The 21,317-nt window shown below is 44.8% G+C and carries 22 protein-coding genes; 2 read left to right on the plus strand and 20 right to left on the minus strand.

Annotation, left to right across the window (positions count from 1 at the left end; genetic code table 11):
* Positions 1-162 precede the first annotated feature (162 nt).
* On the plus strand, positions 163-1,272 hold the full coding sequence (locus tag FAM09_RS00790) for a DUF2911 domain-containing protein (protein ID WP_136575177.1): 1,110 nt from the start codon (positions 163-165) through the stop codon (positions 1,270-1,272).
* Between the two features lie 184 nt (positions 1,273-1,456).
* On the opposite strand, the gene FAM09_RS00795 is transcribed toward FAM09_RS00790, so the two are convergent.
* From FAM09_RS00795 to FAM09_RS00870, 16 genes are all read right to left on the minus strand, one after another.
* On the minus strand, positions 1,457-2,557 hold the full coding sequence (locus tag FAM09_RS00795) for a TlpA disulfide reductase family protein (RefSeq protein ID WP_136575178.1): 1,101 nt from the start codon (positions 2,555-2,557) through the stop codon (positions 1,457-1,459).
* Between the two features lies 1 nt (position 2,558).
* Positions 2,559-3,179: a bifunctional phosphoribosyl-AMP cyclohydrolase/phosphoribosyl-ATP diphosphatase HisIE gene (gene hisIE, locus FAM09_RS00800; protein WP_136575179.1), complete on the minus strand. Its 621-nt coding sequence runs from the start codon at positions 3,177-3,179 to the stop codon at positions 2,559-2,561.
* A gap of 145 nt (positions 3,180-3,324) precedes the next feature.
* Positions 3,325-4,110: an imidazole glycerol phosphate synthase subunit HisF gene (hisF, locus tag FAM09_RS00805; protein ID WP_449406768.1), complete on the minus strand. Its 786-nt coding sequence runs from the start codon at positions 4,108-4,110 to the stop codon at positions 3,325-3,327.
* A gap of 85 nt (positions 4,111-4,195) precedes the next feature.
* Positions 4,196-5,332 carry a 1-(5-phosphoribosyl)-5-[(5-phosphoribosylamino)methylideneamino]imidazole-4-carboxamide isomerase gene (gene hisA, locus FAM09_RS00810; protein WP_136575180.1) on the minus strand — a complete coding sequence of 379 codons (1,137 nt, stop codon included), beginning with the start codon at positions 5,330-5,332 and terminating at the stop codon, positions 4,196-4,198.
* Between the two features lies 1 nt (position 5,333).
* Positions 5,334-5,936, minus strand: coding sequence for an imidazole glycerol phosphate synthase subunit HisH (gene hisH, locus FAM09_RS00815; protein WP_136575181.1), 603 nt, complete (start codon positions 5,934-5,936; stop codon positions 5,334-5,336).
* Between the two features lie 56 nt (positions 5,937-5,992).
* The gene (gene trpA, locus FAM09_RS00820) at positions 5,993-6,763 is read right to left on the minus strand and encodes a tryptophan synthase subunit alpha (protein WP_136575182.1); all 771 of its coding nucleotides are present in this window, start codon (positions 6,761-6,763) and stop codon (positions 5,993-5,995) included.
* A 128-nt stretch (positions 6,764-6,891) separates the two neighbouring features.
* On the minus strand, positions 6,892-8,142 hold the full coding sequence (gene trpB / locus FAM09_RS00825) for a tryptophan synthase subunit beta (RefSeq protein WP_136575183.1): 1,251 nt from the start codon (positions 8,140-8,142) through the stop codon (positions 6,892-6,894).
* Between the two features lie 12 nt (positions 8,143-8,154).
* A complete protein-coding gene (locus FAM09_RS00830) occupies positions 8,155-8,886 on the minus strand; it encodes a CTP synthase C-terminal region-related (seleno)protein (RefSeq protein ID WP_136575184.1) in 732 nt (243 codons plus the stop codon).
* A gap of 29 nt (positions 8,887-8,915) precedes the next feature.
* Positions 8,916-9,434 carry a GNAT family N-acetyltransferase gene (locus FAM09_RS00835; RefSeq protein ID WP_136575185.1) on the minus strand — a complete coding sequence of 173 codons (519 nt, stop codon included), beginning with the start codon at positions 9,432-9,434 and terminating at the stop codon, positions 8,916-8,918.
* A gap of 12 nt (positions 9,435-9,446) precedes the next feature.
* Entirely contained in the window at positions 9,447-10,082 is a 636-nt protein-coding gene (locus FAM09_RS00840) for a phosphoribosylanthranilate isomerase (protein ID WP_136575186.1), read from the minus strand.
* 49 nt (positions 10,083-10,131) lie between these two features.
* Positions 10,132-10,917 carry an indole-3-glycerol phosphate synthase TrpC gene (gene trpC / locus FAM09_RS00845; RefSeq protein ID WP_136575187.1) on the minus strand — a complete coding sequence of 262 codons (786 nt, stop codon included), beginning with the start codon at positions 10,915-10,917 and terminating at the stop codon, positions 10,132-10,134.
* A gap of 106 nt (positions 10,918-11,023) precedes the next feature.
* Positions 11,024-12,016, minus strand: a complete 993-nt coding sequence (gene trpD / locus FAM09_RS00850) for an anthranilate phosphoribosyltransferase (protein WP_136575188.1) — start codon at positions 12,014-12,016, stop codon at positions 11,024-11,026.
* 51 nt (positions 12,017-12,067) lie between these two features.
* A complete protein-coding gene (locus FAM09_RS00855) occupies positions 12,068-12,745 on the minus strand; it encodes an anthranilate synthase component II (RefSeq protein ID WP_136575189.1) in 678 nt (225 codons plus the stop codon).
* Between the two features lie 162 nt (positions 12,746-12,907).
* Positions 12,908-14,332, minus strand: a complete 1,425-nt coding sequence (locus FAM09_RS00860; protein ID WP_136575190.1) for an anthranilate synthase component I family protein — start codon at positions 14,330-14,332, stop codon at positions 12,908-12,910.
* Positions 14,333-14,648: 316 nt separating this feature from the next.
* Positions 14,649-14,831 (minus strand): type II toxin-antitoxin system RelE/ParE family toxin, encoded by a 183-nt coding sequence (locus FAM09_RS31505; protein ID WP_136575191.1) that lies wholly within the window; start codon positions 14,829-14,831, stop codon positions 14,649-14,651.
* The gene (locus tag FAM09_RS00870) at positions 14,816-15,061 is read right to left on the minus strand and encodes a hypothetical protein (protein WP_136575192.1); all 246 of its coding nucleotides are present in this window, start codon (positions 15,059-15,061) and stop codon (positions 14,816-14,818) included. Before FAM09_RS00870 ends, FAM09_RS31505 begins: the two co-directional genes overlap by 16 nt.
* Positions 15,062-15,299: 238 nt before the next feature.
* On the opposite strand from FAM09_RS00870, the gene FAM09_RS00875 reads away from it, so the two are divergent.
* Complete coding sequence (locus tag FAM09_RS00875; protein ID WP_136575193.1) at positions 15,300-15,578, plus strand: GNAT family N-acetyltransferase; 279 nt, start codon at positions 15,300-15,302, stop codon at positions 15,576-15,578.
* 128 nt (positions 15,579-15,706) lie between these two features.
* Here FAM09_RS00875 and FAM09_RS00880 read toward each other — a convergent pair whose 3' ends face one another.
* The 4 genes from FAM09_RS00880 to FAM09_RS00895 all read right to left on the minus strand — a co-directional run bounded on the left by FAM09_RS00880 (position 15,707) and on the right by FAM09_RS00895 (position 20,591).
* Positions 15,707-16,423, minus strand: coding sequence for a pyridoxine 5'-phosphate synthase (locus tag FAM09_RS00880; RefSeq protein ID WP_136575194.1), 717 nt, complete (start codon positions 16,421-16,423; stop codon positions 15,707-15,709).
* A 180-nt stretch (positions 16,424-16,603) separates the two neighbouring features.
* On the minus strand, positions 16,604-16,867 hold the full coding sequence (locus tag FAM09_RS00885) for a hypothetical protein (protein WP_136575195.1): 264 nt from the start codon (positions 16,865-16,867) through the stop codon (positions 16,604-16,606).
* A gap of 367 nt (positions 16,868-17,234) precedes the next feature.
* On the minus strand, positions 17,235-17,501 hold the full coding sequence (locus tag FAM09_RS00890; protein WP_136575196.1) for a T9SS type A sorting domain-containing protein: 267 nt from the start codon (positions 17,499-17,501) through the stop codon (positions 17,235-17,237).
* A gap of 603 nt (positions 17,502-18,104) precedes the next feature.
* Positions 18,105-20,591 carry a TonB-dependent receptor gene (locus tag FAM09_RS00895; protein WP_243751553.1) on the minus strand — a complete coding sequence of 829 codons (2,487 nt, stop codon included), beginning with the start codon at positions 20,589-20,591 and terminating at the stop codon, positions 18,105-18,107.
* Between the last annotated feature and the right edge of the window lie 726 nt (positions 20,592-21,317).

Consider the following 21,317-nt stretch of genomic DNA (forward strand, 5'->3'; position numbering starts at 1 on the left):
CGAAGAGACCGATTACAGGGAGCGAGTTGACATTCAAAGCCTGGGAACAGGTAACCGGTAACCGTGCCATATAACCATCTAACCATATGTTTAGCCAGCATATGTAATATCTATGCAGTGGTTTTGAAATACTATGTAGCTTTTATTTCAAAACTAACTGACATGAAAAAGCTATTGCTTGTTTGTCTGGCATTTACCTGTTATATCATTTCTTATTCCCAGTTATTGGTTCCGCCCTTTGGCGGTAATAAGAAAGCCGTGGTTGGCGAACGCATCGGCATTACCGATGTAACCATCCATTACAACCGGCCTGGCGTAAAAGGCCGCGAAGGAAAGATCTGGGGCGCCCTGGTTCCCAAAGGTTTTACCGATCAGGGTTTTGGCACCAGTAAAGCCGCTCCCTGGCGGGCAGGCGCCAACGAAAATACGACCATCGAATTTTCTACGCCCGTTAGTATTGAAGGACAAACACTACCCGCCGGTAAATATGGGTTCTTCATTGCTTATGACCCCGATGAAAGCACCGTTATTTTCTCTAAAAACAACACTTCCTGGGGGAGCTTTTATTACGAACCCAAAGAAGATGCGCTGCGGGTTAAAGTAAAACCGCAACCGATTGACAAAAGCGTTGAATGGTTAACGTTTGCGTTCACCGATCAAACCGATACCAGTGCTACCTTAGCTTTACTGTGGGAGAAACTGAAAATACCATTCAAGATAGAAACAGATTACAATAACCTGCAACTGGAATCATTCCGTCGGGAGTTGCGTAGTGAAAAAGCCTTTAATCCGGGCTGGCAGAGTTATAACCAGGCGGCGCAGTTCTGTTTATTGAACAATGTCAATCTGGAAGAAGGAATGCAATGGGCAGAGAATGCCATCAGCCTGCCATTTATCGGGCAAAAGAATTTTGTAACGCTCTCAACCAAAGCCAGCTTTTTAAAGAAACTCAATAAAGAAGCAGAAGCAAATGCTCTGATGAAAGAAGCTTTGCCATTAGGTACGGTACCACAGATCCATAACTATGCCCGCCAGTTATTACAACAGAAAAGAAGCAAAGAAGCCTTCGAAGCATTCAAAGTAAACTACGATAAAAGTCCTGAAGAATTTACAACACAGGTGGGCATGGCAAGGGGCTATTCAGCAATAGGAGATTATAAAAAAGCGCTGGCATTTGCCCAGAAAGCGCTCCCCAAAGCACCGGATAGCGGCAATAAAGTGAATGTAGAAAGAATGATAAAGACGTTGCAGGAAGGGAAGGATATAAACTAGTTGACAAGGGTGATAAAGGTGAGGTTGATAGAGGTGATAAAGTTGATACAGGGAAATGCAGAGTTTTGCGTCTGCCGTTTCACGTTTCACGAAAAAAGCCACTTGAATATCAGGTGGCTTTTTTTATAAAACAGTAATCATTGTTAACTTTCTTACTCCCCCTTTAGGGGGCTGGGGGGCAACACTACTTACATCCCAACAACTCGCACAACCGCGCTTCCAAATCGGGACCGCGAAGATTTTTACCTACTATTTTTCCTTTGGGATCGATGAGGAAATTCTGCGGAATGCTTTCAATCTTATACTTGCGGGCTACTTCATTATTCCAGTATTGGAGATCGCTCACTTGCGTCCAGGCAAGATTATCGTCTTTAATAGCCTGTAACCACGACTCACGGGTTTTATCAAGCGATACGCCCAGAACGGTGAAATTTTTGTCTTTAAACTTGTTAAAGGCGGTAACTACATTCGGGTTCTCCATGCGGCATGGTTTGCACCAGCTTGCCCAGAAATCAACCAGCACATATTTCCCCCTGAACGAGTTCAATGAAACCGGTTTGCCGGTAGTATCGTTCTGGGTAAACTCAATGGCATCGCTGCCAACGGCGCCCACTTTGCTATTGGCTATCCCCTCCTGTAATATTTTACCATAAAATCCCTGTTGCCTGGCAGGGCTTAATAAGTTATACCGTCTCTCCAACGTAATTGGGTCCTGTTCCAGTTCGCGGGTAACCACCAACATGAACGGCGTTACAGGAGAGCTCTTTTTTTCTGTAACAAACTTATCGATCGCAATCACAATGGCATCATATGTTTGTTTATACAAGGCCATCAACGAATCGTTTGGCTGCGCGTTGGGTTGCGCGTTAGGCCTGCCATAGATCTGCTGGTTAAGGGCTGTTAATCGTTGAAATAACGGGTTGAAGATGTTCTGGAAAGCCATGAAATCGCTGTTGATGGCCGAACCCTTTACATCAAATTGTTGTACGTTATCGATATTGCCTTTTACGGTTATGGTCTCATTGCCCATAAACAGTACCGACTTCTTTCCAGCCACATCAAAGTTCAGTTGATGCAGGTTGGGCTCTGCTATCGATCCTTTTAATACAAAGCTGCCTTTTGTAACCAGCGCTTTTGCCAGGGTATCTGTAGGTTTGTTCAGATCAACTAATGTAACCCGGGAATTCTCCTTCAGTCCCGTGATCGTTCCGGTAATAACAAATCCCTTTTGCTGCGCCATCACCGCAACCGGTATTAAAAAAAGTCCTACTATCAGCTTCTTCATGTTACTTTTTATTGGAATGTCGGTTTTGTAAAATGCTTACCACCTGCTGCAAATTATAACCTTTTGCGTTAAGTAATACTAAATAATGAAAGAGCAGATCGGCGGCTTCGTTTAAAAACAGGCTTTCGTTGTTGTCTTTGGCTTCAATCACCAATTCCACTGCTTCTTCGCCCACTTTTTGGGCAATTTTATTGATCCCTTTATTAAAAAGCTGGCGCACATACGACTTTTCGTCTTCGCTCTTTTTACGTAACTCAATGATATCCTGTAGATAATACAAAAAGTCGTCAGAATGGTTCCGCTCACTCCAGCAGGTATCGGCGCCGGTATGACAGGTAGGGCCCAGCGGCTGTGCTTTTATGAGGAGGGTATCGTTATCGCAATCAGACAAAATTTCTTTTACCAGTAAGTGGTTTCCGCTCTCCTCGCCTTTCGTCCACAGCCTTTTTTTACTGCGGCTGAAAAAAGTAACTTTCCCTTCAGACATTGTCTTATGCAGGGCCGCTTCGTCCATAAACCCCATCATTAGTACCTTATGGGTAACAAAGTCCTGGATGATGGCAGGCACCAGGCCATCGCTGTATTTTTTGAAATCTACTTTCATTGCGTTCGATTGTTCGATTGTTTGATTGTTAAATGGCTGGTGGTTTAGTTTTCAGATGGTCGAATACTTATCGAAGGTCCGGAAATGCGGACATAGCCATCAAGCTATCGAACCATCAAACCACGACACCTGCAACTGGCTCCTAAATCCACAACCTTACACTTTATACTGGGCGTATATTAATCTGTTTTCCCTGCAAATATCCCTTTAATTCCGGAATTGCTATTTCTTTAAAATGAAATATGCTGGCGGCCAGGGCGGCATCGGCCTGCGCCTGTTCAAATACGTCTACAAAATGCTGCATGGTACCACCGCCGCCGGAGGCAATTACCGGCACAGGTAGTTGAGTGGCCAGTTCACGCGTTATATCAAGCGCAAAGCCCTGTTTGGTACCATCATGATTCATGGAAGTAAGCAGGATCTCACCAGCCCCCAGGTCAACTCCCTGCTTTGCCCAGTCGAAACAACGGGCATCGGTTTTGGTGCGGCCGCCGTTCAGGTACACATACCATTCACCGTCTTCTTCCTGCCTGGTATCAATAGCCAGCACCACACACTGACTGCCAAATTCCTTTGACAGGTCCTGGATCAACTGCGGGTTTTTAAAGGCTGCGGTATTTACTGAGATCTTGTCGGCGCCATTCTGCAACAAAGCGCTTACATCGGCTACACTGCTGATGCCACCGCCTACAGTAAACGGAATATTGATGTGGTGCGCAATGCGGTTTACCAGTTCACGCAATGTTTTCCGCTTTTCAACAGTAGCGGTTATATCTAAAAACACCAGCTCATCGGCGCCCTGTTGTGCATACAATGCACCCAGTTCAACCGGATCGCCGGCATCACGAAGATTTACAAAATTTGTCCCCTTCACCGTACGGCCATCTTTTATGTCTAAGCAAGGGATTATTCTTTTACAAAGCATCTTTTGTTTTTTATCGTGACTCATCAGTGATTTCTGATTTCGGGATTTTGAGATTTTGGGATTTGAAATCACGAAATCTCTAAATCAAAAATCCCCAAATCGCCACTTCCTAATTATTAAAAAGTTTCAAATCATCTAAAGATATTCTATTCTCATATATTGCTTTACCAACAATAGCGCCCGTACAACCGATAGCAGCCAGGCTTTCCAGGTCTTTCATATTACTTACGCCGCCACTGGCAATGAAATGAAGTGCCGGGAAGCGCTCAATAATTTTTTTATACAAGTCAGTGGAAGGACCTGCCAACAATCCATCTTTACTTACATCGGTGCAAAATACCTGCTGCACACCGTGATCAATGTATTTCTGCAGAAAATCGTAAATAGAAATGTCGGTCGTTTCGAGCCAGCCGCCTACTGTTATCTTTTCATCTTTTACATCAGCGCCCAGCAGGAATTTATCAGCACCAAATTGCAGTAACCATTTCACAAACTCCGTTTCATTCTTCACGGCCAAACTACCGATGGTTGCCAGGGCTGCACCTGAATTAAATACGATGTTTACGTCTTTTTCGGTTTTTATGCCACCGCCAAAGTCAATCACCAAAGCAGTTTTACCGGCAATGGTTTCCAGTACCTTCCAGTTCTTTACCGCGCCTGCTTTAGCCCCATCCAGGTCAACCAGGTGCAACCGCTGTAACCCGGCATCTTCAAATTGCAAGGCAACTTCCAACGGATGCTCATTGTAAATTTTCTTTTGGTCATAATCGCCCTGCGTTAGCCGCACGCATTTTCCATCAATAATATCTATAGCCGGAATGATCTGCATATGCTTTGATTGCGATAATTGTTTTTCCATTTTAATAAAATCGAAGCCCCATTTCTGCCAGGTTTTTCCCACAGCCTGCATCCCGAATTTTTTATAAATAGCGGTCGCTGTTAACCGGGCATTGCACCAGATATCCTTTTTACCATTAGCACGCGCCCAATCCATTACATGTTGCAACAAGGTAGTTCCAAATCCCCTGCCCTGCCTGTCGGTTCGGGTTGCAAACTTTCTGAACTGAATGGAATTGTTTCTATCAAACAGAGAAATTACAGAAACTAATTCCCCTTCTGCATACAAGCCCCAATGCAAGCCTGCTTCATCATCCTCCAGTTGAACAAATTCAATGCTTTCCTGCGGATACATCACTGCCTGCCGCATGGCCCACACTTCGTTTAAAGGAACCGGTTGTATTGGCATATTATAAGCTCAAAAAGTTCTTTAATATCTGTTCTCCTGCTTTAGCGCTTTTTTCGGGGTGGAATTGGGCGCCATAAAAATTATGCTTGTGCAGGGCAGCACTATACGGTTGAATATAATCGGCAGTAGCGATGGTATGTTCACCCAGCGCAGCGTAATAGCCATGTACAAAATAACAATAACTGTTCTCGGGCAACCCGTTGAACAGTTTTGTCTTTAAATTGAAGATACTATTCCAGCCGATCTGTGGTACTTTAACCCGCCCGGCCGCGCCATTTGTACCGGGTTTAAATAATTTCACCTGTTCATCAAATATGCCCAAACAGGTAGTATCATTCTCTTCACTGTACGCACACATCAACTGCATACCCAGGCAAATGCCCAGCACGGGTTGTTGCAGGTTCTTAATCACTGTATCCAGCTTATGTTCTTTCAGGTACCGCATGGCGCTGCTGGCCTCGCCTACACCGGGAAAGATCACTTTACCGGCGCTTTGAATCTGTTCGTAGTCATCGGTAACAACCGCACTCACCCCAATGCGTTCCAGCGCATACAGTACCGACTGAATATTACCCGCATTGTATTTTATAATTACCAGGTCCATTATCTATTTTTTATTGTAAACCGTGCCACGGTTTGGAACTGTGACACAGCTCCATATCAGCTTTTAATATCAGTTATAAACTTTTTTGTTGCGCCTTCCACATCAGTTGCATCTTCCAGCGCTTTTATGAACGCTGTTCCAATAATGGCGCCATTGGCAGCCTGACAAGCCTGTTGAAAAGTAGGTTTGTCTTTTATGCCAAACCCAACCAGTACCGGGTTTTTGAGATTCATCTTCTGCAGCCGTTGCAAAAAGTTGTTCACGGCATTCATATCCTTGTCTTTACCTGTGGTAGAAGATGATGAAACCGCATACAGGAAGCCAGTACTTAAGCTATCCAGTTTACGAATGCGCTCTTCAGACGTTTCGGGTGTAACCAGGAAAATAAAATTCAATCCATAGCGCTGCATAATGGGGCCATACTCTGTTTCAAATTCATACTCTGGCAGGTCGGGCAAGATGAGGCCATCTATCGGGGCATCAGCCGCATGCTGACAAAACCGTTCAAACCCGTATTGCATTACCGGGTTCATGTAACCCATTAAGATAACAGGTACATACACCTGCTGGCGAAACCCTCTTAACTGTTCAAATAAAGTAGCGATGGTCATGCCATTGGCCAGCGCTTTGGTGCTGCTTGCCTGAATCACGGGGCCATCGGCCAGCGGATCGCTGTACGGCATTCCCAATTCTATCATATCTACCCCGCTATCCTGCAACGCCTTCATTACCGGTACAGTGCTTTCCAGTTGCGGATAACCGGCCGTGCAGTATACGTTGAGAATACCGTCTTTTTTCCGTTTAAAAAGTTCATTTATCCGATTCATATAATTGCCTGTTTCAGGTTACCAGTTACCGGGTACCAGATACCGGGACTCAAATTTATTACAGGTTGAATAAAAGCGGGCTTTCCGCAATAAGAACCTGGCAAACCGGAAACCGGTAACCGGTAACGTTATTTATTTATGTTCATCGCCTTCATATACGTCGCCATATCTTTATCTCCTCTTCCACTTAAGCAAAGCACTACCACCGAATCTTTGGTGAATTTTGCTTTATCAGGTATGGGCGCTTCTCCTTTTTTTGCGTTCACCGGGTTCAGGAACTCCAGGGCGGCGAGCGCATGTGAGCTTTCCAATGCCGGTATAATGCCTTCCTGTTTTGCCAGGTTGAAAGCGGCCTGCAACGCTTCTTCATCGGTAGCGCTTAAGAAAGCGCCGCGTTGGGAGTCGAATAAATGCGCATGCAGGGGACCGATACCGGGGTAATCCAATCCGGCAGAAATACTGTGCGGCTCCACTACCTGGCCATCTTCGGTTTGCATTACAATGCTTTTGCTGCCATGCAATACACCCGGTTTCCCTAGCTGCGTGGTAGCAGCGCTGAGACCGCTGTGTATACCGTGCCCTGATGCTTCTACAGCTACCAGTTGTACAGCAGGCTCTTCCAGGAAATGATAGAAAGCGCCGGCGGCATTACTTCCACCACCCACACAGGCAATTACGTGCGTTGGTAATTCACTGCCTGTTTTTTCTTTTAACTGCCACCGTATCTCTTCGCTGATCACGCTTTGAAAACGCGCCACCATATCGGGATACGGGTGTGGCCCTACCACACTGCCAATGATATAATGCGTATCAACGGGATTATTGATCCAGTCGCGGATGGCTTCGTTGGTAGCATCCTTCAATGTTTTACTGCCACTGGTAGCCGGAATTACAGTAGCGCCGAGCATTTTCATGCGGGCTACATTCGGTGCCTGGCGCTCGATGTCCTTTTCGCCCATATACACAATACACTCTACTCCTTTCAACGCACATACCGTAGCTGTAGCCACACCATGTTGACCAGCGCCGGTTTCGGCAATGATCCGTTTCTTACCCAATCGTTCTGCCAGCAAGATCTGACCAATGGTATTATTCACTTTATGCGCACCGGTATGGCACAGGTCTTCCCGTTTCAGGTAGATTGTTGTGCCGTATTGTTTACTGAGACGTTGTGCATGATACAATGGCGTAGGCCGGCCGGCATAATCGTGTAACAGGTCCCTGAATTCTTTTTGGAATGCAGGATCGTAAATAATGTCGAGGTATTTCGATCTCAGCTCTTCCACATTCCGGTGCAGCATTTCGGGAATGAACGCACCACCGAACTTTCCATAATACCCCTGTACATTGGGTTGTTGATATTTTGTTGTTGTCGTCATTTGCATTTCTATTTAACTGCTAACGCTCTGTTCAACGTTTGCCCGCTTATACTGTTCCATGGCATTGAGCAGCGCTATTAAAATCGGATGCGGTTTTTCATAACTGGAATTCACCTGCGGAACAAAAAGCGTGGCGATATAAAAAGGATGGCTTTTCAATTCCATAATCCGCGCTTCTTTATGTTTATCACTGGCCACCATGGTAAACCCGGCTTTATGGATCTGTTCCTGGTACTCAGGGTTCAACCCGAAATTGCAATAATAGTTTTCTGTGATCGTATTGGTATTAAAAATGGAAGATACCAATGAATCTTTGTCTGTTATTTCAATGTCGAGCTGCTGGCCTTTCAGCGAACAGCTTAACGGATTTATTACCAGTTTCGATGCATAGGGATTTGTTTCCGCATGCTCCGCATCTGTTATCCCCAGCACATTCCGTGCAAACTCAATGATCATATGCTGAAAGCCTCCACAAGTGCCCAATGCAGGCACCTGGTGCGTACGCGCGTATTCAATGATCTTCAAAACACCCGACATGCTTTTGTACGGACTACCGGGTGCTATCAGTAATCCCTGGTACGAATGAATGAGGGTGTCAAATTCCGGTTCAATGCGGTCGGTTGCAACCCATTCGTACTGAAAAGCTTTTCCAAATTGTTTGGCGGCGTGATCAATTGCTTCATTGTTTGCGATATGCGTACTATTTGAAGCAACAAAATCACCCATGATCCCTAACTTTATCATAGCATAAAGGTTTAGTTTCTGTTCCTTCTCTACTCTTCTACCGGTTGTTCCGGTGTCTTCAGCAACAATTGCATAAACGTAAGATCGAGCCAACGGCCAAACTTGTAACCTACCTGTTTAAAATTGGCTACTTCTACAAATCCAAAACTCCGGTGCAACATAATGCTGGCTTCATTGGTTGCATCGATTCCTGCTATTATGGTATGCATATTCAATTGTTCTGCCGCCTGTATCAACGGTTCTATCAATTTCTTACCAATCCCTTTGCCTCGTTGGTCAGCGGCTACATACACCGAATTCTCAACAGAATATTTATATGCAGCCCAGGCGCGAAAAGGCCCGATTGAACTAAAGCCAGCCACCCTGCCATTTTCTTCTGCCACAAATACCGGAAAGCCCTGCGCTTCTTTGATACGGAACCATTGCCGCCGCATTTCCAGCGTATGCGGTTCATAATCGTACACCGCTGTTGTGTTAACAATAACGTCGTTGTATATTTCCAGCATTGCCTCCAGGTCTTTCTCTATGGCAGTGCGTATTTGAATCATAATTGATGTTTTTTACCGGCCATTCAGATTGGTGACAAATTCCTTCACTTTCGCCATGTCTTTAACACCAGGGCTTATCTCGAACTTACTATTTATATCAACCGAAAACAATGCTTTACCAACCGGCAGGGAGGCGAATTCTTTCAGCTTTTCCTCATCGCCCGGCTCAATACCGCCGCTCAGGAAAAAGGGTTTGCCAATGGTTGCATCTTTCAGCATATTCCAATTGAACTTTTTACCGGTACCGCCATAACCTGCTCCCATCGTATCGAACATAAACATATCACACATATCCATATACGACCGTACCATCCATTCAATATTATCGTTCTCACTGATCCGGAAAGCCTTTACTACCGATACATAATCGGCGATCTTTTCACAATACTTCGGAGTTTCATCTCCATGTAACTGTACCATGTGCAGCCGGCATTCGTCTACCATGTGCAACACTTCTTCAATAGAGGCGTTTACAAAAACACCCACCTTGTTAATGCTGTTCTCCTTTCGGATCTGGCTGGTGGTAAGGCCTTTGAAAACATAGCGCTGACTTTTGGGATAAAAAATAAATCCTGCAAACGTCACCCCCATGCCTCCCAATTGTTCCAGTTGTTCAGGTAGTGTCATACCGCAAACTTTTACTCGCATAGCTAGTCAGATTTTTTAAGTGTTAGGGTTGGGCCATGCAATCGCTACATTACTTTGATTCCAGTTGCGCTATGAATTTATGAAATGCCTCGCCAGGCTGGGCTTCTTTCATAAAATTTTCTCCAATTAAAAACCCACGAAAGTTATGTTGCTTGAAAAGGTTGATATTGGCCACAGAACTAATTCCGCTTTCGGCAATTTTTATTTTGTCAGAAGGAATGCGTTCTGCCATTCGCAGGCTGCGGTCAATATCTACTTCAAATGTTTTCAGGTTACGGTTGTTAATGCCTACCAGTTTCGTTTCATCGCAAATATGATCCAGTTCCTTTTCGGCATGCAACTCCAGCAATACTTCCAGTTGTAAAGAAGCGGCAAAAGATGCTAACCGTTTAACGTCAGCCGGTGTCAGGCAGGCTGCAATTAATAAGATCACATCGGCGCCCATGGCCCTGGCTTCTACGATCTGGTATTCATCGATCATAAAATCCTTGCGCAGGATAGGCACCTGGTTAACCCGCGCTTTTATAAGATCGCTGGTGCTGCCGCCAAAGAATTGTTCATCGGTCAATACAGATAAACCGGAAGCGCCAAAGCGTGCATATGCGGAAGTCACTTCTACCACGTCGGCGGCGCCATTGATAATTCCCTTGGAAGGCGATTTCCTTTTGAACTCGGCAATAATGCCGGTCCTGGATCCATCCAGCAAAAACCGGCCAAGCGATAATACCGACCTTTTAAATCCCTCCTGCTTTTCCAGTTCCTGCACAGGCGTTTGTGCCTTTCGTTCTGCAACTTCTTTTCGTTTATGCTCAATTATTTTATCTAAGATGTTCATTCTTTAAGTGATCATTTGTGAATTAAGAAACAGCTACAAGCTGTACGCTGCAAGCTGCAAGCAAATACATATTGCGTTTTACTTTATACCTCGTTGCCTTGTTGCCTTATTGTAAGGCTACCAACTTCTTCAACGCCTCATTCGCTTTTCCACTTTCCAAACTATCAACCGCTTTCCCATACGCTTCGTCATAGCTTTTAAAGTTGCCGGTGCAATGCAGGGCCATGGCCGCATTGGCCAATACCACCGCGTTCTGCGCCCAGCTACCTTCCCCTTTCAAAATTTTAGTGAATATTTTAGCTGCTTCTTCCACCGTGTTGCCGCCATAAATATCAGTAGGGTTCACCATGCGTTTTCCCAATTGCTCAGGCGTCATTATTTTTTCGCCGTTGTTGGTGATCACCTTGGTGTCGTTGGTCAATGAAATTTCATCGTACCCATCTAACCCATGAATTATGGTAAAGGCTTTATCGGTTTGCTGTAACAGGTAATTATAAATGCGCGCCATTTCGAGGTTGTATACACCTATGAGCTGAAAGGGCGGGAAAGCCGGGTTCACCATGGGACCGAGCATATTGAAAAAGGTACGCATGCCCAGGTTCTTCCTGATTGGCCCTACTGTTTTCAATGCCGGGTGGAACAATGGCGCATGTAAAAAACAAATATTGGCTTCGTCTACCTCTTTCTTTAAACGGTCGGGATCGTTCTTGAATTTATAACCCAGTTGTTCCATTACGTTGCTGGCGCCGCTGATAGAAGAAGCGCCGTAGTTACCATGCTTGGCTACTTTCTGCCCGGTACCGGCTACAATGAAGCAACTGAGCGTGGAAATGTTGAACGTATTCTTTCCATCGCCGCCGGTGCCTACGATATCAATTACCGGGAAACCATTCAGGTCTACTTTTACGCACAACTCCAGCAAAGCATCCTGAAAGCCCTGCAACTCTTCAATGGTCACACTTCGCATGAGGTAAACAGTCATAAAGGCCGTTACTTCATGTTCGTTGTAAACACCTTTACCAATGTTCATTAAAACGTCTTTTGCCTGCTCGCGGCTCAGCGTTTTATGTTCAAACAGGTATTGTAATATTTTTTTCATATTGTTTGTGATGAATCGTTATCGGAGAATGGTTCAATGGTGAATATCACATTAGGCTTTCAGCCAGTTTCTAAGAATTTCCTCTCCCCTCGGGGTCAACACACTCTCCGGATGAAATTGCACACCCTGCACATCATATTTCTTATGCTGCAAAGCCATGATGAAATTGTTGGCATCCCGGGCGGTGATCTCCAGTTCTTCCGGAAACCCTTCTTCGCTGATCACCCAGCTATGGTAACGGCCTACCTCGAACTCATCCGGTAACCCTTCGAAAAGCGAGTGGTGAGTGGTAAGTGGTGAGTGGTCGATGGTCAATGATGAATGGGTTTCTTTATTCGCAGTACTCGCTGCTTTTTTGCCAATTGCCGTTTGCCGTTTCACGTCTGCCGATTCACGATTCACGATCTTCACCGGCGTGGCCACTCCGTGATACACGGTACTTAGGTTAACCAGTTTTCCGCCAAAAGCCTGTCCAATAGCCTGGTGCCCTAAACAAACGCCCAGAATCGATTTGGAGGCGGCGTATTCTTTTATCAGCGGCAGTAATAAACCCGCTTCTTCGGGTATACCAGGACCGGGAGATAAAATGATCTTATCGTATGCCTTTATATTTTCCAAAGGGATCTGGTCGTTGCGGTAAACATCTACTTTCTGATGCAATATCTTTTCAACCAGGTGAACCAGGTTGTAGGTAAAGGAGTCGTAATTATCGAAAACTAAAATCTTCATATCTTTTTATTTCTCGCCTAAAGGCAAAGTAAATTGTTTATGCTTGATGGTTTTATTGTTACATGATTACGAACTCCGAAAATTAAGCAATCCCTACTTTCTTCGGCCTTCCAGCATTCGGGTTTCACAGCCATTAAACCATCTAACAATCGAACAATCGAATTAAATTATTTCCTGGGCAAACACGATCGCCTTTTTCAAAGCGCCCAGTTTGTTATTTACTTCCTGCAATTCACTTTCGGGTTTGCTGGCAGCAACCACTCCGGCGCCTGCCTGGTAGATCAGTTTGTTCTGCCGGCTCATGAACGTGCGGATCATGATGGCATGATTGCATTGCCCATCAAAACCCATAAACCCAATAGCGCCGCCGTAGTAGCTTCTGGCAGTAGGTTCAAACGCATCGATCAGTTCCATGGCTTTGAATTTAGGCGCACCGCTTAATGTACCGGCCGGAAATGTTTTGGCCAGCAAAGAAAACGGATTGCTACCGGTACGCACCTTACCGCTTACTTCACTCACCAGGTGTATAACGTGCGAATAATATTGCACCTCGCGGTAGTGCTCTACTTTTACTTCATCGCACAGGCGGCTCAGGTCGTTACGCGCCAGGTCAACCAACATCACATGCTCTGCATTCTCTTTGGCATCCTGCAACAGCCGCTCTGCTTCGCGTTGATCGGTTTCATCATCGCCGGTTCGTTTAAAGGTACCCGCTATGGGGTGTACCACCGCTTTACCATTTTTCATGATCAACTGGGCTTCGGGCGAAGAACCCATCAGCTTGTAATCGCCATAATCAAAGAAGAACAGGTAGGGCGAAGGGTTGATGCTGCGCAATGCGCGGTATACGGCAAATTCATCACCCGTGAAGCCTTGTTCAAAACACCGGCTCAATACGATCTGGAACACATCGCCGCGGAGGCAGCTTTGTATGCCTTTCTTCACCATGTCTGTATAATCGTTGTCGGTCATATTGGATGCTTCGGCGCCTTTTGTTTTAAAAGGATATACCGGCACATCTTTACTGCGGATCAACGATTCTACAACGGGCAGCTCGCTTTCTACACCCGGAGTGATGTTTTCGCAAATGTATAATTCGTCTTTATGATGATTGATGGCAATTACATATTGATACAGGCGATACCGCATGAGGGGAACAACCGGTTGTCCGTTGGGCGATTTGCGCTCAACATTCAGTTGAATGGTATCGAAAAACTGAACGGCATCATAGGTAGTGTAGCCGTATAAACCCTGGGCAAATTTTGTTTCTTTTGCACCCGGAGTAGCTTCAAAGCGCTGCATGAATTCCCAAAGTTTCTCAGGTACTTCGGCGCTGTTGGAAATGGCTGCTTTTTCGGGTGGCAGGCCTGGCAATTTGAATTCGATGCTTTTGGTAGAAGTGATCTCAATACCGGCAATGGCATTGATACAAATGAAAGAGTAACTGTTATCTGCTGCATGGTGGTCGGTGCTTTCGAGCAGAACTGTATCGCGAAAGCGATCGCGCACCCGCAGATAAATGCCAACCGGCGTAAATACGTCGGCCAGCAGCTTTTTACAATTGGTAGTAATGTTTATCTTTTTCATTATGTTGCCCTATCAAAAATTCAAAAAAAAAGCCCCGATGATACATCGGGGCCTGAATATGGTGTTTAATAAAACATCAACAGTAGCTTACAAGCCCCTTTTTAGGTTTGTATGCCACCACCAATGATTATTTTGTAATTGCTTTTTCATTATGTGTACAAAAGTGCTTTGCAAAAATGATTTGACCAAATTTTTTTTCTTTAACCGTAGATATTTTTATCGGGGTGCTGCCGGGTGTCGAAAATGTTTAAGATTATCAGGGAGTCCATTTCAACCCTATAATAGAGCCTGTTATATTTTGAAATTTTTATACTTCTCACTGCAGGACATTTTTTGGGGCCATTCCCATATAAGGCTGTCCCGACAGCGTTTTAATTTTATCCAAAAGTAACTCTACAAATTTGTCGGCTATTGCTTCTGACCATTCACCTTCAATGTAACTAACAATTGTTTCCAGATCTTGCAAAACCGGTTCTGTCCATTCTATTTTGACCTCCATGATGCAATCCTTTTCATTGCCTCCTCGTGAGAAATAGTTTTGCCTTCATCAGCCTGTTTGATCGATTCCTGCAACCGTGCCAATTGATCAGGGTTTAAATCATCAAGAATATCCTTCCCTCCTAACCTTTCATATTCCACCGCCGCCTCATGAAGCATTTGCAAGGATGCCTCATCCTCAAGATTATCAATATATTGGTGTAATTTTTCTTTCAATTTCTTCTTATCCATAACCAACTATTTAAATAAAAATACGAATTTTAGCGGTGAATTGCACCCAGGCCCGAATTAGTTGAAATTGATCAACCTACATTGCCAGCCTTGCAATTACTTAACCCCCGACCACTTGCCGGAACGAAGTAATTTCGAGATTTCGGGATTTGGAGATTTTGAGATTTGTCGTAAGGCTAATATCAAAAGAATCGAAATCCCTAAATCGCAAAATCAGAAATTGTTATTCCTATTCATTATGGTTATACAACACAAACAATTACAAGGGAAAGGTATGTTCTATGTAGGACAGGATGGCGCTATTCTGGCCGAAATGGTATATAGTATGGCTCCTAACAAAATGATCATCGAACATACTGAAGTAGATGATTCCCTTTCCGGAAAAGGCGTCGGCAAACAATTAGTACAAACCGCCGTTGAATATGCCCGCACCCATAACATCAAGATCGTGCCGCTCTGCCCTTTCGCCAAATCGGTATTGGATAAGATGGAAGAATGGCAGGACGTATTAGCCTAAAGGGAAAAGCTGAAGCACTAATAACAAAAAGGGAATTTCGAATGAAGCGGAAGTCCCCTTCTCCATTCAAAATTCCTTTTTTGATGCCTTCACTTCGGCATTCAATATTCAAAATTCGATATTCGATATCACCTGAGCTGCCGCTTATACAACTGTATGGCATTCTCATACCCCAGGTACAAAGCATCGCTTATCAATGCATGTCCTATTGACACTTCCAGCAAACCGGGGATGTTCTGGGAAAAATAGGCCAGGTTATTCAGATCGAGGTCGTGGCCTGCATTAATGCCCAACCCCAGTTCATTGGCCCGTTTGGCCGCCGCTACATAAGGGGCAATAGCATTTTCTTTATTGTTCGCATATTCCCGGGCGTAACCTTCGGTATATAGTTCAATGCGGTTGGTACCGGTTTCGGCTGCGCCGTTCACCATATCAACAACCGGATCAACAAAAATTGATACCCGTATGTTGGCCTTTTGAAATACCTGGATCATTTCCCGCAGGTAATCGCGGTGCTTAATGGTATCCCAACCGTGGTCAGATGTCAATTGCCCTTCGGCATCGGGCACCAGCGTTACCTGGTGGGGTTTTGTTTCAAGCACCAGGTCAACAAACTTTTGTTCGCTGCAATTGCCTTCAATATTAAACTCTGTAGAGATGATCTTTTTAATAGCCCGTACATCGCTATAACGGATATGCCGCTCATCGGGCCGGGGATGTACAGTAACGCCATCGGCGCCAAACCGCTCGGCATCTATAGCCGCTTTTACTACATCGGGATTATTGCCGCCGCGGCTATTGCGCAGCGTGGCAAATTTGTTGATGTTAACACTCAGCTTTGTCATGCCCAAAATTAAGACATAGTTACCAGTTACCGGTTACCAGTTTCCGGCTCCCGGGCTTATTACAAAACACAATTTACTGCCACGCGTTTGGCGTTAAGCATTCTGCGTTGAGCGTTATTAAGCATAAAAAAAGGAGCTGTTTTTAAACAACTCCTCCGGGGTTAGGGGTTCTTAATATGTTTATCCTTTCGAAATATGTGTACTGTATAAAACATCACCTTCCAGGTCAACAATATCGAGCGAATAAACGCCTGTTGGCAAAAATTCTACTTCGCTTATATTGGTAATGTTTATTCCTTTTACCAAAAACCAACTGAACATTTTGACGATCTTATCATCCTCATCGAACATCCGCACAATTACATGTTTGCCTTGCGCGCAGGTTACATCCAGCGTTATGGAGGTGAAGAAGGGGTTTGGGCGGACAACAACTTTAGGGATCATAATTTCTGGGTTTGAAAAGTCTGAGGTACTATTACCACCTGGTACAGTATGGTCACTTTGCAATAGTCGATTCAGCTTTTGCCTCATAGAAATAGAGTTCTTTTCCGCCTTGTGTTCTTGTGTGTTATGATTATGGCTTAATGGTATCACGAAAAATGGTTTAGAATAGAATTACTAATGGAATGCCACTTTTTAATTAGCTCATAATCAAACACATACCTAATCGTCACTTGTCCTTTCCGTCTCTTTTTGGGATAAAACTTTATTAATTTGGGAAAGTCTGATCACTTTTTTGCGCACGTCTACATGTTTTTCTTTCCTGGTGCAGGAAAACCTGTATACTCTTCTATCGCTCTTCGGTTGATCATTACTTTTCTACTCTTGTACTGCATATAATTTTACCTGCCTCATCCAACACATCGAGCTTATACAAGCCGGTATCTAATTTATTCAGGTTATTAATATTACTGATATTAACGCCTTTCTTCAGTTTCCATAAAAACAGGCTGATGATCTTTCCGGTTGCATCTATCATCCGAACTACTCCGGGCCGATCTTCAGTAGTAGTGATCTCGAGGGTAAGGGATGAAATGAAAGGGTTGGGTCGGGTTGTTATTACGTTTACAGCCATCATAAGCTTTCAATTAGGGTTTGGTATGGAATGATGCCCTCACAGGGTCATGATATTATATTCTATTAAAATGCCAAAAGCTGAGGCCTTGATATACAGAAAATTACGCATTAAAGTTGAAACATTACATTCTCATTTCAGGAAAATAGAATGGAAATTGGGAAAACACCAATCAATAGGCAATAGACAAGATGCAATTGGCAATAAATAATGCCATACCGGCAACCTTTGGAAACTCCCTTTGCTATTTTTTACACCCGGCTTCGGAGCTAGGTCGTATTTGGGTCGTATTTGGGTAACCAATATCCCGTATATATTTCGTACATGTCTCGTATATGTGTCGTATATGTCTCGTTTCTTTAATAGATACGGAACATATGCGAAAAACCAACGAAATACATTGGGGATAAACCAGAAATAATAGTTATTCAAATACGACCCGGGAGCGAAGAAAAGGCGAATGTGGCTTGCAGCTTGCGGCTTGCGGCTTGTGGCTTGCAGCTTGCGGCTTGCAGCTTGCGGATTGCAGCTTGCGGCTTGCGCCTTGCAGCTTGCAGCTTGCGCCTTGCAACTTGCAGCTTGCACCTTACAGCTTGCGGCTGCCTTCTAAAACCTCGCCACCAGCTTCAGGTTCAGCAAACGGGGCGTAAGCCGGTTCGGCATGGCAAAAACAGTGTTGGAAAAATCTTTGATCAGCATGTAAGAAATAGTGTTATCGCGATCGATCAGGTTAAACACTTCCAGCGTAGCCCAGATGTTCTCGAAATTGCGAAAAGGGCTATGGCTGCGGCGATTGCTTTTTTCGCTATCCAGCAGCAACGCGCTGAACCCTATATCAATGCGGATGTACGGTTCAATCACCAGTGCATTGCGGTATTTTACACTATTGGGAATGTTATAGGGCAAATTGCTTCCATACAGGAAGTTGAGGTATACTTTCAAATTCTTATTCGTGCTGAGGTAATCCTGCAGGAACATCCCAAAAGTGAGGAACCGGTCAGACGGGCGGCGTAACCAGCCAGCTTCTTTCAGGCTGCTGTCTTTTATTGTGCCCAGCGAATCGATCGTATAATCGTAATAGGTATCGCCTTTCAGGTTTTCGCGGGTGCGCATAAAGCCTAAGCTGATCCAGCTTTCTGCATCTTTCACCAGCTCGCCAAACAAGCGGGTTTCAAAACCGGCGGCGTAGGCTTTCGCCCGGTTCTCGCCAAAATACCGCAACCGTACATTGTCTATGTCATACGGCACCACATCCCACATATTCTTGTAGTACGCCTCGGTGGTCAATCTAAACGGACGGTTTCCGGAGCGGAAGTTATAATCGAACCCGGCGGCTACCTGCCAGCTCTTTTGCGCTTTCAGGTCTTTGTTCACAGAGCCATCGTACCGGCGTAATTCGCGATAGAATGGCGGCTGGTTATAAATACCGGCGGCGCCGCGGAAAATAATATCCCGTTTCCAGTGGGCCGGCTTCCAGGAGAAGCCTACCCGGGGCGAGATCAATAATTCGTTGTTCAGGGTATTGTAATTGTACCGAACACCGGCCTGCAGCACCAGGCCCATGGAATCGTGCACAATGATATTATCCTGGAAGTAGCCTGAGAGCCGGGTGATCTCCAGGTCGGCTTTTGAATTAAGCACTTTATTCATTACCAGGTTATCGGGAATATGTGGCAAACTGTAACCGGCCGAATCCTGGTATTCCCATTCATGCAATTTATCGTTTATGGTTTGCCGTTCTACGCTTTGTCCCCACTGCAGGTAATGACGGCCCTTATCGAGCATGCCCTTATGCGATGCATTCCATACCTGTATATTGAGTTTGTTGCGCGCATAGGTTTGATACAGCCCTGCTCCCAGCGGATTGTTGATCAACCCGAAATCTGATTTGCTTTTATCAAATTCCCGCTCGCCAAAAATGTAGGCGCCGGTAATGTCGAGGGCTTCGCGTTCATCGTTCTCAAAACGGCTCAGCATCCATTTTAACCGCAGGTTCTTTTTGGGCTGTTGCGTTAATGATAAACCCAGCATGTTGGTGCGGTACCTGTCCTCTTCCCGGCCATCAAAATAAATATCCAATCCCAGGTTGGCGCTGAAGTAAGGCGAAAACACAGAAGATGTAAGCTGGCTGTATTCTGGAATTAATGTGAACTTGGTTTGAGAGATATTACCCAGCAGTTCGATGGTGTTCTTTGCATTGATCTGGTAGGTTAACAACGCCTGCAGGTCGGCAGAAGAGGGCACATAATTACCCTGTGTTTCCTGGCTTTTGAGCAGGTTGCGGTTGCTGCGGTTACGAACGCCTATGAGGTAGCTGAACTTATTGTTTTTAGTAATGCCTTCGAGGTGCAAACCCTGTTCAAGCAAGCCAACATAAACCGAACCGCCGAATTGCCGCGGCTTTTTATACTGAATATCCAGGACCGACGACATTTTATCGCCATACTTTGCCTGGAAGCCGCCATTATAAAAACTAACATTGCGCGCCAGTTCGGGATTGATAAAACTTAAGCCTTCCTGCTGGCCACTGCGCACCAGGTATGGGCGGAATACTTCAAAGTCGTTTACATATATCAGGTTCTCATCATAGTTGCCACCCCGTACAGAATATTGGGAGGTTAATTCGTTGTTTGAACCAACAAATACTTTTATGAGGCTTTCTATTCCACCGGTGGGCGAAGGAATGTTGATGGCATTTTTTGGGTTGATGACCACCAGTCCGGCCTCGCGCCGCTGCCGCTGATCGGTAATTACCACGGGCTCCAGTTCGCGGGTACCGCGTTCCAGGCGGATCACCACATGCTCTTCTTCATTTTCGTTCAGCAGGAAATTGCGTTGCTCCGATTTATAACCGGTAAAGCTGAATACAATGGCAAAAGCTTTATCAGCAGGTACCCGAAGGCGAAAAGTTCCGGAATCGGAGGTGACGCTGCCTTTCAGCCGCCCTAAGATCACCACTGACACATTATCCAGGGGTTGCTCATTTTCACCCACCACCCGGCCTGTAACCCAGGCCGTCTTTTTTTGTGCTACCGCCTTACCGGCAATACAAACTGCGAAGATCACCAGTAAAAAAGGGACAATTTTCTTCACCCAGGTAAGTTTTAGTGCGGTCGAAATTAATTGAAATTGACATCATTGTAAACATAAAAAGGGGGATTTTATTGTTGGGGAGACAAAGGCAACGAGGCATAAAGGCATAGAGGCAACGTGGCAACGAGGCATAAAGTAAAATGCAATATGTATTACTTGCAGCTAGCAGCTTGCAGCAAACAGCATTATTTTGTATTTGCTTTGGACTTTTGACTTTAGGCTTATGCGTACTTATCACAAATCAATTGTAACCTACACATGCTGGTAAGTACTTCTGTGTATTGTGTTTACCATGCCAACCTATTCCTGGAAAATCATTCCCCCGGAGGGACGATGCCCGAATTGGCATACACTTAAAACACTGATAATTAACAATTTAATTTTTGGCACCCGATTGGAAATTACTATACCAACAACGCAATCAGCAAATAAGAAGAAAAGAGATCAGGAGCGAGACAAAACAGAGAAGGATAATGGAGAAAGAAAGCTGATTGCAGGCTTCCGCTAAAGGCGGGACAGGCTGTGGGGGCTGGGGGATTTCTTACTGTTAATAAACTTATTCAAAATAATTACTTGGAAGGCGTGTTTTGTACAGGGGCTGAATGTCTATTCAGCCCATTTTTTTTATTACATGCTGTCTTGCATTCTACATATTCAATAAAAAAACCGGAGGACATTGCGGGTACGTATACACGTTTGCAATAATCCGCCGGTTTAACGAAAACG

Origin of the sequence: Niastella caeni (assembly GCF_004834005.1) — a bacterium.
GTDB classification, from domain to species: Bacteria; Bacteroidota; Bacteroidia; order Chitinophagales; family Chitinophagaceae; genus Niastella; species Niastella caeni.